At 68.0% G+C, this 14,421-nt stretch carries 12 protein-coding genes and 1 tRNA gene; 10 read left to right on the top strand and 3 right to left on the bottom strand.

What is annotated here, in order from left to right; translation table 11 throughout:
- Positions 1–93 precede the first annotated feature (93 nt).
- Positions 94–3,357 (top strand): AsmA-like C-terminal domain-containing protein, encoded by a 3,264-nt coding sequence (locus VGV37_RS07535; RefSeq protein WP_326879029.1) that lies wholly within the window; start codon positions 94–96, stop codon positions 3,355–3,357.
- Positions 3,358–3,369: 12 nt separating this feature from the next.
- Here the strand turns inward: VGV37_RS07535 and VGV37_RS07530 are convergent, their stop codons facing one another.
- Entirely contained in the window at positions 3,370–4,533 is a 1,164-nt protein-coding gene (locus VGV37_RS07530; RefSeq protein ID WP_326879028.1) for a pentapeptide repeat-containing protein, read from the bottom strand.
- 149 nt (positions 4,534–4,682) lie between these two features.
- On the bottom strand, positions 4,683–5,936 hold the full coding sequence (gene tyrS / locus VGV37_RS07525) for a tyrosine--tRNA ligase (RefSeq protein ID WP_326879027.1): 1,254 nt from the start codon (positions 5,934–5,936) through the stop codon (positions 4,683–4,685).
- A 99-nt stretch (positions 5,937–6,035) separates the two neighbouring features.
- Here tyrS and VGV37_RS07520 point away from each other — a divergent pair, with 99 nt between their 5' ends.
- A complete protein-coding gene (locus tag VGV37_RS07520) occupies positions 6,036–7,109 on the top strand; it encodes an anhydro-N-acetylmuramic acid kinase (protein ID WP_326879026.1) in 1,074 nt (357 codons plus the stop codon).
- A gap of 10 nt (positions 7,110–7,119) precedes the next feature.
- Here VGV37_RS07520 and VGV37_RS07515 read toward each other — a convergent pair whose 3' ends face one another.
- Positions 7,120–7,785 (bottom strand): alpha/beta hydrolase, encoded by a 666-nt coding sequence (locus VGV37_RS07515; protein ID WP_326879025.1) that lies wholly within the window; start codon positions 7,783–7,785, stop codon positions 7,120–7,122.
- Between the two features lie 244 nt (positions 7,786–8,029).
- Between VGV37_RS07515 and cysE the strand changes: the two genes are divergently transcribed.
- The 8 genes from cysE to VGV37_RS07475 all read left to right on the top strand — a co-directional run bounded on the left by cysE (position 8,030) and on the right by VGV37_RS07475 (position 14,049).
- A complete protein-coding gene (cysE, locus tag VGV37_RS07510) occupies positions 8,030–8,758 on the top strand; it encodes a serine O-acetyltransferase (RefSeq protein WP_326879024.1) in 729 nt (242 codons plus the stop codon).
- The gene (locus VGV37_RS07505) at positions 8,755–9,882 is read left to right on the top strand and encodes a cysteine desulfurase family protein (protein ID WP_326879023.1); all 1,128 of its coding nucleotides are present in this window, start codon (positions 8,755–8,757) and stop codon (positions 9,880–9,882) included. The genes cysE and VGV37_RS07505 overlap by 4 nt, the downstream gene beginning before the upstream one ends.
- Positions 9,879–11,078 (top strand): aminotransferase class V-fold PLP-dependent enzyme, encoded by a 1,200-nt coding sequence (locus tag VGV37_RS07500; protein WP_326879022.1) that lies wholly within the window; start codon positions 9,879–9,881, stop codon positions 11,076–11,078. Before VGV37_RS07505 ends, VGV37_RS07500 begins: the two co-directional genes overlap by 4 nt.
- A gap of 75 nt (positions 11,079–11,153) precedes the next feature.
- Positions 11,154–11,492: an iron-sulfur cluster assembly accessory protein gene (locus VGV37_RS07495; protein WP_326879021.1), complete on the top strand. Its 339-nt coding sequence runs from the start codon at positions 11,154–11,156 to the stop codon at positions 11,490–11,492.
- Between the two features lie 30 nt (positions 11,493–11,522).
- The gene (locus VGV37_RS07490; protein WP_326879020.1) at positions 11,523–12,320 is read left to right on the top strand and encodes an Hsp70 family protein; all 798 of its coding nucleotides are present in this window, start codon (positions 11,523–11,525) and stop codon (positions 12,318–12,320) included.
- A gap of 128 nt (positions 12,321–12,448) precedes the next feature.
- Positions 12,449–12,781, top strand: coding sequence for a ferredoxin family 2Fe-2S iron-sulfur cluster binding protein (locus VGV37_RS07485; protein ID WP_326879019.1), 333 nt, complete (start codon positions 12,449–12,451; stop codon positions 12,779–12,781).
- 24 nt (positions 12,782–12,805) lie between these two features.
- Positions 12,806–13,933: a tRNA 2-thiouridine(34) synthase MnmA gene (mnmA, locus tag VGV37_RS07480; RefSeq protein WP_326879018.1), complete on the top strand. Its 1,128-nt coding sequence runs from the start codon at positions 12,806–12,808 to the stop codon at positions 13,931–13,933.
- A gap of 39 nt (positions 13,934–13,972) precedes the next feature.
- A tRNA-Met gene (locus VGV37_RS07475) sits at positions 13,973–14,049 on the top strand.
- The last annotated feature ends 372 nt before the right edge of the window (positions 14,050–14,421 follow it).

Below are 14,421 nucleotides of genomic sequence, written 5' to 3'. Positions count from 1 at the left end.
CCTGACGTAGCGCCCGGCGGGCTTCATCGCAAGCGGCCCGGTGTGCGACGCAACCCTTGCGTCGGCTGCGCCGGCAGGGCACGACTATCCACGATGAACGACGAGGCGGAGACGAGATCGGCCGAGGACTCGACCGATCCGGCCGAGACGCCCTCATTGCGCGTTCGCCGCCGCTTCTGGACCCATCTGCTGCTCTGGCTGCTCGAAGGTGTCGGCGGCCTGGTCGCCCTGGCGCTGCTCTGCGTCGGGATTCTGGCGCTCCGGCTGCAATCCGGCCCCCTCGAACTGGGTTTCCTGAAGCCGGAGCTGGTCGCCTGGCTCAATACCCAGTCCGATCCGCTGGCGGTCGAGATCGATCGGACATCGCTCAATTGGATCGCCGGGCAATCGACCGCGGAACTGGTCGCGACCGGCGTGCGCGTGACCGATCTTGCCGGCATCACCGTCGTGTCCCTGCCGAAACTGTCGGTCACGGTCGCGTTGCGCGGCGTGCTGGCCGGCCGGGTCGAGCCGACCCGGATCTCGCTCATCGGCCCGAAACTGCAGATCCTGCGCACGGCGGGCGGATCGATCGGGGTCGATCTGGGCCAGGGCACGCCATCGGCCCCCGCAGAGCCGGCGGCAGCCCCGCCACCCGACTCGCTGATCGCGCTGCTGCACGGTTTCGCCGGCAAGCCGCAGCCGAACGATCCCCTGCGCCTGTTGAACCAGGTTTCGATCCTCCAGGCGTCGGTCACGGTCGACGACCGGGAAAACGAGGTGATCTGGCACGTGACCGACGGCGAGCTCGACCTGACGCGCACGCCGGACGGCCTGTCGGGCGAAACCTCGGCCGGTTTGGGGCTGGGCGAGGGCGCCACCAAAGTATCCGGCCATGTTCATTACGATAACGCAACGGACCAGGCGCAGTTCGGTTTGGCGCTCGATGGCCTGGATCCGGCGAAATGGGCGTCGGCCTTGCCGCCGGAGCTGGCGATCGCGTCCGAGATCCGCTTGCCCCTATCGGGTACGCTCGACGGTCGCGCGCGCCTGTTCGCCGGCCGCCTGGGCGACGTGCATTTCCGCCTGGTCGGCGGCGCCGGCGCGGTGGTCGACCCGCAACTCGCCGGAGGGCAGCTCGCCGTCAAGGCGCTGAATGTCGAGGCCGACTACGACCCTGCCAATCGCCGCCTCACGCTCGGCCGCTTGCGCCTCGACATGAACGGGCCCGTGCTCGATGCCCACGCGACGCTCGACGGCGTGCAGCCGGCCCTGGCCGAACCATCGGCCGACAACCTGCCGCTGACCGGCGGCCTCACCATCACCGGCATGACGATGGATCGGCTGGCCAAGACCTGGCCGGACGGGCTGGCCGAACACGCGCGGGAATGGATCGTCGCGAACCTGTCGGCCGGCAAGATCGACCGGCTGGACCTGACCGCGACCGCGGCACTCGAGCAGTTTCCCCTGCGGCTGAGCGGCATCACCTTCAAGGGCCGCATGGGGCTGACCGGCTTCACCGTCGATTATCTGCATGGCCTGCCAAAGCTGCAGGGCGTCGACGCCCAGATCGACTTCACCCAGGACGCGATGGATTTCGCCGTCTCCTCGGGTGGTCTGCTCGGCCTGCACGTGCCCCAGGGGGCGATCCGGATCGACCAGTTCGATGCCGACGTGCAGCACATGACGATCGACGTCGGTATCCAGGGACCCGTGCCGGACGTGCTGACGGTGCTCGACCAGAAGCCGCTGGGCTATGCCCGGAAGATCGGACTGGAGCCAAAGCGGACGGCGGGCACGGCCGACGGAACCTTGCATCTGGCCATGCCGCTGAAACGCGACCTGGGTTTCGACGAGATCGAGTATGCCGCCAAGGCCGAACTCGCCGATCTGGGGGTCAAGAAGGCGGTGTTCGACCGCGACGTTACCGAGGGTCGTTTCTCGCTCACGCTCGACAAGTCCGCGCTGACGCTCGACGGCACCGGCAAGCTCGATGGCGTGCCGACCGAGGCGCGCTGGGTCGAGCGGCTCGGCGGCAAGCTGGCCGCGCGCAGCCAGGTCCACGCCAAGGCGATCGTGGACGATCGTGCGCGCCAGCGGTTCGGCATCGATCCGATCCCGACCATCCTGCATGGGCCGGCCGGCGTCGATGTGACCTACCAGGTATTCGACGATCATCGTTCCCGGGTCGATGCGACGTTCGATCTGACCCCCTCGCGCCTGACCATCGATACCGTCGGCTGGACCAAGGCCGCCGGCGTCGCCGGCCGCGCCACCGTCGGCTTCGACATGGTGGACGGCGTCATCGGCACGCTCGCCCCGCTCAAGGCCACCGCCGGCGATCTCGATCTCGACGCGACCATGAGCCTGGAAGGCGGGCAGATCCGGCGGGCCGATCTGACGCGCCTCAAGCTGGGCGGCACCGACGCGACCGGTTCGGTCGAGCGGGCACCCGAAGGAACCTGGGTGATCCGCGGCAAGGGACCCGCGATCGATATCGGACCCTTGCTGAAAAAGCTGGGCGAGGCCAGTCCGGACGACAAGGCGAAGGACGAGGGGCCGACGCTCGCCATCGCGGCGTCGACCGACCATCTGATCCTGGGGCCGAAGCGCGAGATGCGCGGCATCGTTTTCGACGGCCTGATCGCCCACAACCGGCTCGAATACGGCAAGCTCGACGGTCAGCTGGGCGCCAAGGGGAGAGCTTCATTCCACCTGGATCGCATCGAAGCGGGCGGCGGCTTCGCGCTCGAGACCGACGATTTCGGCGCCCTGCTCACGGTGTTCGACGTGTCGGAAAACCTGGTCGGCGGCAAGTTCAAGGTCGGCGGCAACGCCGTCGCCGACGGGGACGTGCGCCGCTATGCCGGCAAGGCCGAGGCGACGGACTATCGGGTGATCCGGGCGCCGTTCATGGCCCGCGTCCTGTCGGTCGCGTCGCTGACCTCGATCGCCAGCCTGCTGTCCGGCGACGGTCTGCCGTTCGCGGTGTTCAAGAGCGATTTCACCTTGAAGAGCGGCCGGTTGACGTTGCGCGACGCCCACGCGTCCGGCGGTGCCATCGGCATCAATGCCGACGGCTGGGTCGACCTCGATCACGACCTGATCGACCTCAGCGGCACCCTGGTGCCGGCCTATACGCTGAACAGTATCCTCAACAACATCCCGTTGCTGGGCGACCTGATCACCGGGGGCGAGGGCACCGGCCTGTTCGCCGCGAACTACCGACTGTCGGGTTCGCTGGACGATCCCCAGATCAACGTCAATCCGCTGAGCGCGCTCGCGCCGGGCTTCCTGCGCCGGCTGTTCCTGTTCGACGCACCGGCCTCGTCGATCTCGGACCCGCGGGTCGAGCCGCCGGCGGGGGAGAAACCGTAGCTCGGCGGAAGGCTACCGTCGCACCCCGGCGAGCGAGGCGACGGACAGATCGGTGTTGGTGACGTCGGCGCCGATCATGTTGGCGCCGTCGAACCGCGCGCCCGTGACCTTGCAGTTGATCAGGCGTGCGCTCAGCAGGTTGGCCGGCCATTTTCGGCCGGTCGGCTTGCGTTCGTGGTTCAGGATGTCCGCCTCGGTGAAATCGGCTTCGCTGAGGTCGGAGCCCTCGAGGGTTGCATTCTTGAGGCAGGTGCCGCGCATCTGGGCGCGCGTCAGGTCGCAGTTCGCCAGATGCGCGTCGGTGAAGTCGCACAGCAGGAAATTGCCGCCGCGCATGTTGACGCCATCGAGGTTGGCGCCCTTGAACACGGCGGCCGACAGGTCGAGGTTCGCCAGCACGAAGCCGCGCAGGTCCTGGTCGGTGAAGTTCGCCTGGCCGCCCTTGGCACCGAAGGTCTGAGCCCAGGTGCAATGGCGGGCGATCGCAAGGCGCAGGTCCGGATCCAGCCGCTTGCGCGGGCCGTCCTCGGGGCTGAGGCCGGTGGAATGCTCGACATTGGCGTCGACCAGCGAGCAATTGGTCAGGTCGGCGGCGGTGAGTACGGCCGCCCGCAGATCGGCGCCGTCCAGGTTGGCGTCGGTCAGGTCGGCGCCGGTCAAATCGACCCCGCGCAGATTGGCGCCGGACAGGTCGACGCCGCGCAGGATGGCGCCGGCCAGCAGCGCGCCCTTGAAGGCGGCGCCGCCGCCATGGGCCATGGAGAGGTCGGCGTTGCTGAGATCGGCGCCGGTGCGGCGGCCGAGCTGGTCGGTCATCTTGCGATCGCCGGGCCGGGCATCGAACAGCAGGCCGCCCGTGAGATCGGCGCCGGTGAAATCGGCCTCGGCCAGCATGGCGTTCTTGAAATTGGCCCCGCGCAGGTCGGCACCGCGGAAATTCGCCCGAAACAGCGTGGCGCTGTCGAAGCTCGACGCGAACAGATCGGCCCCTTCGAAATCACCACTGCTGATATCGGCATAGTCGAAGCGCGCGCCGGGCAGGCGGGCGCGGGTCAGCGTGCAGCCGGTGAAGCTGACGCCGGCGAAATCGGCCCACGGCTTGTCGAGCCTGGTGCCGCCGCGCCCGCGCAGCCAAAGGGTATGCGCCTTGAGAGCTTCGAGAAGATCCTGGGACATGAACCGTAGGCGATCCGCGAATGAACGTTCTGTTCCGGCCGCGTGTCCGCCGGATCGTCTGCCCCGGGCACGCGTCGAGCCCCGCGGTATCTATCTATGCGGGTCGCAGTGTGAAGCGAACATCCTTCAGGATTCATGAACGACGGGAATTAGACCGGAACAATCAGCGCATGCCGCTTCTTCCCGGCCGTCAACTTGATCACGCCCTCCGCGGTGACGTCTGCGGCGCCGGCATTATGACGCTCGTCGGTCAAGGCGACGTCGTTCATCCGGCCGCCGCCCCCCTTGATCAACCGGCGGGCCTCGCCGTTCGAAGCCGCGAGGCCGGCGCGCACGAACAGCTCGACCACGGCGATGCCGCCGTCGAGGTCGGTCTTCGCGACCTCGATCCGGGCCATGCCCTCGCCCGTCGCCCCTTCTTCGAACACCCGGCGCGCGGTCTCGGCCGCGGCTTCGGCGGCGGCATGGCCATGGGCCATCGCCGTCACTTCGTTCGCCAGCACCTTCTTGGCGTCGTTGATGCCGGGGCCGTTCTCCGCCGTCAGTCGGGCGATCTCGTCGAGCGGCAGTTCGGTGAACAGCCTCATGAAGCGGGCGACGTCGTCATCCTCGGTGTTCCGCCAATATTGCCAGAACTCGTAAGCGCCCAGCTTGTCGGCGTTCAGCCAGACCGCACCCGAGGCCGACTTGCCCATCTTGGCGCCCGACGCGGTGGTCAGGAGCGGCGAGGTGAAGCCGTAGAGCTCGCGGCCCAGCACCCGGCGGCCGAGCTCGACGCCGTTGACGATGTTGCCCCACTGGTCCGACCCGCCGAACTGCACGCTGCAATCGAGCCGGCGCGCCAGCTCGACGAAATCATAGGCCTGCAGGATCATGTAGTTGAATTCGAGGAACGACAGCGGCTGCTCGCGCTCGAGCCGCAGCTTCACGCTGTCGAAGCTCAGCATGCGGTTGACCGAGAAGTGCCGGCCGTAGTCGCGCAGGAACGCGATGTACTGCAGCCCATCCAGCCAGTCATTGTTGTTGACCATCACCGCGTCGGTCGGGCCGTCGCCGAAGGTCAGGTACTGGCTGAACACCTTGCGGATGCCGGCCATGTTGTGGGCGATCTGCTCGTCGGTCAGCAGCGAGCGCGCCTCGTCCTTGCCGGACGGGTCGCCGATGCGTGTGGTGCCGCCGCCCATCAGCACGATCGGCTTGTGCCCGGCCTGCTGCATCCGGCGCAAGGTCATGATCTGGGTCAGGCTGCCGACATGCAGGCTGTCCGCCGTGCAGTCGAAGCCGATATAACCGGTGACGATCTTTTCGCTGGCGGCCTTGTCCAGTGCCTCGATATCCGTGCACTGGTGGAAATGGCCGCGATCGACGAGGGTCTTCAGGAGCAGCGACGTGGGTTCGGTCATGATCGTCCGGAGAATGAAGGCGCCGGCTCGGGGCCGGGCAAAGCGGTTTAGCACGGGCCTTCGGGCTTTCGGAAGGGCGGGACGATGAGCGGGCACGGCATGAGGGCGATCGGTCTGATGAGCGGCACCTCGCTCGACGGCATCGATGCGGCCCTGGTGGACACCGACGGCCTCGACCGGGTCGCGACCGGCCCGTCGCTGACCGTGCCGTACCCGGGCGATTTCCGTGATGCGCTGCGCGCCATCCTGGGGCAGACGGTGGCGACGGAAGAAATCCGCACGGTCGAGCGTCGCCTGACGGAGCTGCACGCCGAGGCGGTGGGTCGGCTGCGGGCGGATCACGGCCTCGACCACGTCGACCTGATCGGTTTTCACGGCCATACCATCCTGCATCGGCCGGACCAGGGCCGGACCTGGCAGATCGGCGATGGCGGCCTGCTGGCGCGGCTGACCGGCGTTCCCGTCGTTTCCGATTTCCGCACGGCCGACGTCGCGGCCGGGGGCGAGGGCGCCCCGCTCGTTCCGGTCTATCACCGGGCCCTGGTGGCGGGCCTGGCGAAGCCGCTCGCCATCCTCAACATCGGCGGGGTCGCCAACATCACCTGGATCGGGCCGGGCGCCGACGATCTCGTGGCTTTCGACACGGGGCCCGGCAATGCACCGATCGACGACTGGATGCGGGCGAAGGCGGGTGCGGCGTTCGATGCCGGCGGCGAGACGGCGCGGCGCGGCACGATCGACCATGCCTTCGTCGGGCGTTTCCTGGAGCATGCGTTCTTCGCGCGCCGACCGCCCAAATCGCTCGACCGGGACGATTTCGCGCGCTTCCGGCCTGACCACCTCAATGCGGCCGATGGGGCGGCGACGCTCGCCGCTTGCACGGTCGCGGCCGCGCTGGCGGCCCGCGGGCATCTTCCGACGGCTCCGCTGCGCTGGCTCGTCACGGGTGGCGGGCGGCACAATCGGGCGCTGATGGACGGGCTGGCCGCCGGCTTCAACGTGCCGGTCGAACCGGTCGACGTCATAGGTTGGGACGGCGACGCGCTGGAGGCGCAGGCGTTCGGTTATCTGGCGGTGCGCAGCCTGGCCGGCCTGCCCCTGAGCTTCCCCGGCACCACGCGGGTGCCGCGGGCGCTGACCGGCGGTCGGCTGGACCGGCCGCCGGTCTTCTAGGCTTGGGGCGTCAGCGCTTCGGCTGCTGGATCAGGGTCGATTCCAGGTGGGTGTCGAGATATTCCGACACCGAGGCCTCCAGCTCGACCATCTGGTCGGTGAAGAAATGGCCGGCGCCCTTGAGGATGCGGTAGTCGATCTTGATGTCGCGCTGGTGGGACAGCTTGTTGACCAGCTTCTGCACGGATTCGACCGGAACCAGGTCGTCCTTCTCGCCATGAACGATCAGGCCCGACGAGGGGCAGGGCGCCAGGAACGAGAAATCGAACGTGCTGGCCGGCGGTGCGATCGAGATGAAGCTGTCGATCTCCGGCCGGCGCATCAGCAGTTGCATGCCGATCCAGGCGCCGAACGAGAAGCCGCCGATCCAGCAGCCGGCGGCATTGGGATTGTAGGTCTGCAGCCAATCGAGCGCCGAGGCGGCATCCGACAGCTCGCCCTCGCCGCGATCGAAGCTGCCCTGGCTGCGGCCGACGCCGCGAAAATTGAAGCGGAGCGTGGAGAAGCCGCGTTTGGTGAAGGCCCGGAACAGCGCATAGACGATCTTGTTGTTCATCGTCCCGCCGTGCTGCGGATGCGGGTGCAGCAACAGCGCGATCGGCGCATTCGGTTCCTTGGAATGCTGGTAACGACCCTCGATCCGCCCTTCGGGGCCGTTGATAATAACCTCAGGCATGCTGGCAAAGTCCTCCGGCAGTCACGCCCTCAATCCCGAAAAGCTGAAATTCGTTGCCGGGCTCGGACATGGGCGCGGTGGAATTAGCACGGCTCATGTCGAGGGCTGCCAATCTTGATGGGGTCGGTCTGATAAACTATATGGAGTGACAGGGTAGGGACGCTGCCGCAAGCGTGAAGGTGTTCCGGCGGCGAATGGCTGCTGCGATCATTTGCTTTCACCGATCCTATCATGGCGGGATCCCATGTTTCTGCAAAACCTACGTGACGACATCCAAGCGGTGATGACCCGCGATCCGGCCGCCCGGTCTTTCTGGGAAGTGGCGCTGTGCTATCCGGGTATCCAGGCCGTAGCGGCCCATCGGGTCGCCAGCTGGCTGTGGCATCGCGATCTGAAGCTGCCGGCACGGTGGCTGAGCCAAGTCGCCCGTACCTTGACCGGCATCGAGATCCATCCCCGGGCCAGGATCGGCCGGCGGCTGTTCATCGACCACGGCATGGGCGTCGTGATCGGCGCCACGGCCGAGGTCGGCGACGACGTCACGCTGTATCAGGGGGTAACGCTCGGCGGCACGACCCTGCACAAGGGCAAGCGCCATCCGACGCTCGGCAATAACGTGATCGTGGGGTCCGGCGCCCAGGTGCTGGGTGGCTTCACGGTCGGCGAGGGCGCCCGGATCGGCGCCAATGCCGTCGTGGTCTCGGCGGTCGAGCCGCATACGACCGTGGTCGGAATTCCGGCGAAACCGGTGTCGCGCGCCAACGGCCGCGACGAGCATTGCGACGACAGCTTCATGCCCTACGGCACGCCGTGCGAAGACCTGCCCGATCCGGTGGCCCGCGCGCTGAAGGGGCTGCTCGACGAGGTCGCCAGCCTGCGCGCCCGCGTCAACGAGTTGGAGGCCCAGGCCCCGCATGTCGCCTTCGACGAGCCGACCCCCGAACTGGTCGAGACGGTGCGCCGTCGAATATGACGATTGTGCCCGTCCACCCCTTCGTCTTTCTCGACCATAATGCCACGACGCCGCTTCGGCCGGCCGTGTTGTCGGCCATGGTCGACGTGCTGGGCGAACCCGGCAATCCGTCGTCTGTCCATGCCCAGGGCCGTGCGGCCCGGCGGCGGGTCGAGACCGCGCGGCGCCAGGTAGCCCAGGCTCTTGGCGTGCCGGCCAGCGGCGAGATCGTCTTCACTTCGGGCGGGACCGAGGCCAATCATCTGGCGCTGCGGGGCCTCAAGATCGACGGCCGGGTGCTTCGCTCGGCGATCGAGCATGATTCAGTGCGTGCCGCCCTGCCCGACGCGGTCGAGATCCCGGTGACCGTGGACGGCATCGTCGATCTCGCCGCATTGGAGCGGCTGCTCGCGGACGGCGCGGCGCTGGTGTCGGTCATGGCCGCCAACAACGAGACCGGCGCACTGCAGCCGATCGCCGAGATCGTCCGCCTGGCCCATGCGGCCGGTGCGCTGGTCCATTGCGACGCGATCCAGATCCTCGGCAAGGCGCCGTTCGATATGGCGGCCTTGGGGCTGGATCTCGCCACCGTCTCGGCACACAAGCTCGGCGGACCCCAGGGCATGGCGGCGCTGGCCCTGGCTCCCAGGCTGCCGCTGCGGGCGCTGACGACCGGCGGCGGCCAGGAAAAAGGCTATCGGGCCGGCACCGAGAATGTCGCGGGCATCGTCGGGTTCGGCCTGGCGATCGAGGCGGCGGTAGCCGAGCTGGAGCCGTACGGTCGGCTTGCCGGTTTGCGGGATCGCCTGGCAGCCCGGCTGGTCGGGATCGATCCGGCGGCCGTCGTCTTCGGCGCCGCGGCATCGCGCGTTGCCAACACGCTGTGCATCGCCATGCCGGGCGTGAAGGCTGAAACCCAAGTCATGGCGCTCGATCTCGCCGGCATCGGCGTCAGCGCCGGCTCGGCCTGCTCGTCAGGCAAGGTCCGCATCAGCCACGTGCTGACCGCCATGGGCATTGCCCCGGACCTGGCGTCCGCGGCGATCCGCATCAGCCTGGGGCGAGACACGACGGAGGGTGAGTTGGACCGACTGATCGAGGCCTGGGCGGCGCTGCGCCATCGAACGAACAGGAGTGCCGCGTGATCAACGGAGCGCGCGTGCCGCCGGACGCGATCTATCTGGATTACCAGGCGACGACACCGACCGATCCGCGCGTGGTCGATGCCATGATGCCTTACCTGGTGCAGCGTTTCGGCAACCCTCATTCCACATCCCATGCGTTCGGCCAGGAGGCGGCCGACGCGGTGGAGCGGGCGCGCGAGCAGGTCGCAGCGTTGATCGGCGCCGAGGCGCGCGAGATCGTCTTCACCTCGGGCGCCACCGAATCGAACAATCTGGCGATCAAGGGTGCGGTCCGGTTCCTGAAGAGCCGCCGCTCCAAGCTCGTCACGGTCGCGACCGAGCATAAATGCGTGCTGGAGAGTTGCCGCACCCTGGTCGCCGAGGGATGCGAGCTGACTGTGCTGCCGGTCGATCGCGACGGCCGGCTCGATCTCGACCGGCTCGCCGCCGCAATCGACGACCGGACCGCGCTGGTCTCGGTCATGGCGGTCAACAACGAGATCGGCGTAATCCAGGACCTGGCCGCGATCGGCGCGATCGCCCGGGCCGCCGGCGCGCTGTTCCATACCGACGCGGCCCAGGCGTTCGGCAAGGTTCCGCTCGACGTCACCGCCCAGAAGATCGACCTGATGTCGATCTCGGGCCACAAGGTCTACGCGCCCAAGGGCATCGGCGCGCTCTATGTCCGCCGCCGGCCGCGCGTCCGGCTGGAGCCGCTGTTTTCCGGCGGCGGGCAGGAGCGGGGCCTGCGGTCCGGTACGCTCGCGCCGGCGTTGATCGTGGCTTTGGGCGCGGCGGCCGAGATCGCCGGACGAGAGAGGGCGGCGGAGGCCGATCGGCTGGGCGGGCTCGCGGCCTCGTTCCTCGACCGCCTGACGGAGGCGCTGGAAGGCGTCGCGGTCCATGGCAATCGGACCGACCGTATTCCGGGCAATCTCAACGTCGGCTTCGCCGGCGTGTCGGCGCTCGCCCTGATGGCGGCACTCCCGGATCTGGCGCTCTCCGTCGGGTCGGCCTGCACCTCGGCCGACGTCGAGCCGTCCTATGTGCTGAGCGCGCTCGGGCTCGACGATGCGACGGCCGCGTCGGCAGTGCGCATCGGCTTCGGCCGCTTCACGACCGAGGCGGAACTGCTGCGTGCCGCCGGCCGGATGATTGCCGCGGTGGCTGGGCTGCGCAGCGCGGGCTTGCGGCCGGCGCTGGAAGCCGCCACATAAGATCCCTGATTTGGTGATGGCCGGCGGCGATGGTAGCCTCGGGTCCTGCAGCGTGAAAATTGGAGCGGTTCGACGATGGCACGGTTCCAGGCGATGAACGTGACGGACGCAGCGGCGGCGCGGGTGCGCGAACTGCTGTCGCAGCGCGACAAGCCGGCGCTGGGCATCCGTGTTGGCGTGCGCAGCCGCGGCTGTTCGGGCATGAGCTACACGATCGAATATGCCGAGGAAAAGGGCCGGTTCGACGAGGTGGTCGAGGACAAGGGTGTCGTGGTTCTGATCGATCCGAAGGCGACCATGTTCCTGATCGGTACCGAAATGGATTATGTGGACGACACGCTGCAGTCGGGATTCACCTTCAAGAACCCGAACGAAAAGGGTCGCTGCGGTTGCGGCGAGTCGTTCCACGTCTGATCCGGCACCAGGCCCGATCGGTCCGCAGCCATGACCACGCTCATCCAGATCGAGGAACCGAGCCGCGGTGCCGATCCGCTGGAGGATCAGGGCATCGCGATCGGGATTGAGCTCGGGCCGAACGGCTTGCGCCTGGCGATCGCGGTCGGCGGCAATGTGGAGATCGTTGCCGGTGCTGCCGGCGGCGACTTCCAGCCCGGCACGGTCGGCTATGATGCCGACGGCGATCTGGTCGTGGGTGCCGCCGGTCTGGCCGACGCGACCCGGGTCGATCCGGGGCTGCTCGCCATTCCCGACCAGTTGGATCCCCGCGGCAAATCGGCGACCGAGCGGCTCGCCGCCCTGATCGCGACGGCGCGGCGCGACCTGTCGCTGCTGGCCAAACGGCCGGTGACGCGCGCGGTGGCGTCCGTCCCGCTCGGCCATGGCCCCGCCGCCCGCGCCGCCATGCTGCAGGCGGTCGAGGCTGCCGGTCTCGATCTGCTGCGCCTGGTAGAGACCCCCGTCGCCGCCGCTCTGGCCCTCGAACTCGAAACCCGGGGCGACCGGAACTATCTCTGGATCGCGCGCGGCGTCGCAGGCTTCGAGGCCGGCGTGATCGCGGTCGATGGTGGCGCGGTCCGCCTGGCCGAGTATGATTTGGCGGACCGGATCGAAGGCCTGGCCGATTTCGTCGGGCGACACGACGACGTGGTCGGCCTGCTGCTCGACCGGGTCACCGGCGAAGAGGCTGCCTCGCTGTCGGCTGTTCCGGTGCTGGGCGGCTTCGAGCCCGATCGTTCGGTCGTGACCGGCGCGGCACTCATGGCGGAAGCGCTGGCGGGCTGACGTCGGCGCGGGGGCGGGCGAGACCTGCAGCGAATCCGCTTTACCTGCGGCGGCGGCTGGGGGATATCGACAGCCTCACATGACATTCACGCGACTTTCGGGTTCGCGATCTGGCGAAGAGACGTTCCATGCCGAAGATGGTTTTTGTTGATACCCAAGGCAACCGCCGCGAAGTGGACGCGCCCAACGGTCTGTCCGTGCTGGAAGTGGCCCACAAGCACGGCATCGACCTGGAAGGCGCCTGCGAAGGCTCGCTCGCCTGCTCGACCTGCCATGTGATCATCGATCCCAGCTGGTTCGAAGTGTTGAAGGATCCGACCGAGGACGAGGAAGACATGCTCGACCTGGCGTTCGGCCTGACCAAGACCTCGCGGCTCGGCTGCCAGATCGTCATCAGCGACGAACTCGACGGCCTGGTCGTATCCTTGCCCCCGGGCTCGCGCAACCTGCTGAACAAATAGCCCGAACGGAGGTCTGAGACCGTCATGGCAGCTCCGAGCCGGATCGTCGTCGGCATGTCCGGCGGCGTCGACAGCGCGGTGACCGCGGCGGTTCTGGCCGAGCAGGGCCATGACGTGATCGGGGTCACCCTGCAGCTCTACGACCATGGCATGACGGTCGGCAAGAAAGGTGCCTGCTGCGCCGGCCAGGACATCTACGATGCCGCGCGGGTGGCCGAGCAGTTGGGCATTCCCCATTACGTGCTCGACTATGAATCGCGCTTCCGCCAGTCGGTGATCGACGATTTCGCCGATACCTACCTGGCCGGCGAGACGCCGATCCCCTGCATCCGCTGCAACCAGACCGTCAAGTTCACCGACCTCATGACGGTGGCGAAGGACCTGGGCGCCGATGCGCTGGCGACCGGCCATTACGTGCGCCGGGTCGAAGGTGCCGGCGGCGCCGAACTGCACCGCGGTGCCGATCCGTCGCGCGACCAGAGCTATTTCCTGTTCGCCACCACGCGCGACCAGCTCGATTACCTGCGCTTCCCCCTGGGCGACCAGACCAAGACCGAGACGCGCGCCATCGCCGAGCGCCTGGGCCTGGCCGTGGCCGACAAGCCGGACAGCCAGGACATCTGCTTCGTGCCCGAAGGTTCGTATGCCAGCCTGGTGGCGAAGCTGCGCCCCGGCGCGCTGACGCCGGGCGACGTGGTCGATCTCGGCGGCACCGTGCTGGGCCGGCACGAGGGCATCATCAATTTCACCGTCGGCCAGCGCCGTGGCCTGGCCTTGGGCGGCAACGCCGACCGACTGTTCGTGATCCGGCTGGAGCCGGAGACCGCCCGTGTCGTGGTCGGCCCGCGCGAGGCGCTGGCGACCAGCCTCGTGCACCTGGGCGAGATGAATTGGCTCGACCGCACGGCCGAGAGCGCTGCCGACCGTCCGGTGCTGGTCAAGCTGCGCTCGGCCCAGCCGCCCGTGCCGGCGCGCCTTAGCGCCACCGGCACGGACAACGCCGAACTGATCCTGGAAGCCGCCGCGCCCACCGGTGTCGCCCCGGGCCAGGCCGGCGTGATCTATGACGGCGACCGGGTCATCGGCGGCGGCTGGATCAAGCGGAACCGCCCTGCGCCGAACGCGCATCACGCCGCCGTCGAGCATGCTTGACAGATGCCCGCCATTTTCCGATAACGCGGCCTCTCCTGAGGCGGGATAGCTCAGCTGGTCAGAGCAGGGGAATCATAATCCCAAGGTCGGGGGTTCAAATCCCTCTCCCGCTACCATAGATAAGCCATTGGAAACGTTGAGTTTCCAGTGGCTTTTTTCTTATGTACGCATAACGAAATGCATTTCTAGCTGCCCTTTTGTGCCCTCCTGAAACCCGCAGAATCCCTCATGTGCCCCCTGCTGCCCGGAGCGTTTGGCACGAGCTTTGGCACGAGAGGGTGATAACGGGCACAGGGGGGCAGGGGTGGGCAGAGGGCGGCCGCGCTGGGGTTCGGCCCAGGCCGTGCGCGAATCGGCGGCGCCGCCGGCTGGATTTTGGCACCAGGCTGCCATTCCGTGTTCTTGCGGGTGGGGCAGTCGCTCTTTTGGGAATCGGCGGTTCATGCGACGCTGAGAGCTGAGCCAACCGATGGCCTGCGATAGAGAGG

Origin of the sequence: Aliidongia sp. (genome assembly GCF_035943795.1) — a bacterium.
Classification (GTDB): Bacteria; Pseudomonadota; Alphaproteobacteria; order ATCC43930; family CGMCC-115725; genus Aliidongia.
Note: the sequence above shows the minus strand (reverse complement) of the source record. Positions and strands in the feature narration are given on the sequence as shown.

Bases quoted from the DNA above. Each gene is read 5' to 3' on its own strand.
- tyrS (WP_326879027.1), bottom strand. From the start codon at position 5,936: ATGACCGAACCCACGTCGCTGCTCCTGAAGACCCTCGTCGATCGCGGC.
- VGV37_RS07495 (WP_326879021.1), top strand. From the start codon at position 11,154: ATGGCACGGTTCCAGGCGATGAACGTGACGGACGCAGCGGCGGCGCGG.
- VGV37_RS07515 (WP_326879025.1), bottom strand. From the start codon at position 7,785: ATGCCTGAGGTTATTATCAACGGCCCCGAAGGGCGGATCGAGGGTCGT.
- mnmA (WP_326879018.1), top strand. From the start codon at position 12,806: ATGGCAGCTCCGAGCCGGATCGTCGTCGGCATGTCCGGCGGCGTCGAC.
- VGV37_RS07530 (WP_326879028.1), bottom strand. From the start codon at position 4,533: ATGTCCCAGGATCTTCTCGAAGCTCTCAAGGCGCATACCCTTTGGCTG.
- cysE (WP_326879024.1), top strand. From the start codon at position 8,030: ATGTTTCTGCAAAACCTACGTGACGACATCCAAGCGGTGATGACCCGC.
- VGV37_RS07520 (WP_326879026.1), top strand. From the start codon at position 6,036: ATGAGGGCGATCGGTCTGATGAGCGGCACCTCGCTCGACGGCATCGAT.
- VGV37_RS07490 (WP_326879020.1), top strand. From the start codon at position 11,523: ATGACCACGCTCATCCAGATCGAGGAACCGAGCCGCGGTGCCGATCCG.
- VGV37_RS07535 (WP_326879029.1), top strand. From the start codon at position 94: ATGAACGACGAGGCGGAGACGAGATCGGCCGAGGACTCGACCGATCCG.
- VGV37_RS07505 (WP_326879023.1), top strand. From the start codon at position 8,755: ATGACGATTGTGCCCGTCCACCCCTTCGTCTTTCTCGACCATAATGCC.
- VGV37_RS07485 (WP_326879019.1), top strand. From the start codon at position 12,449: ATGCCGAAGATGGTTTTTGTTGATACCCAAGGCAACCGCCGCGAAGTG.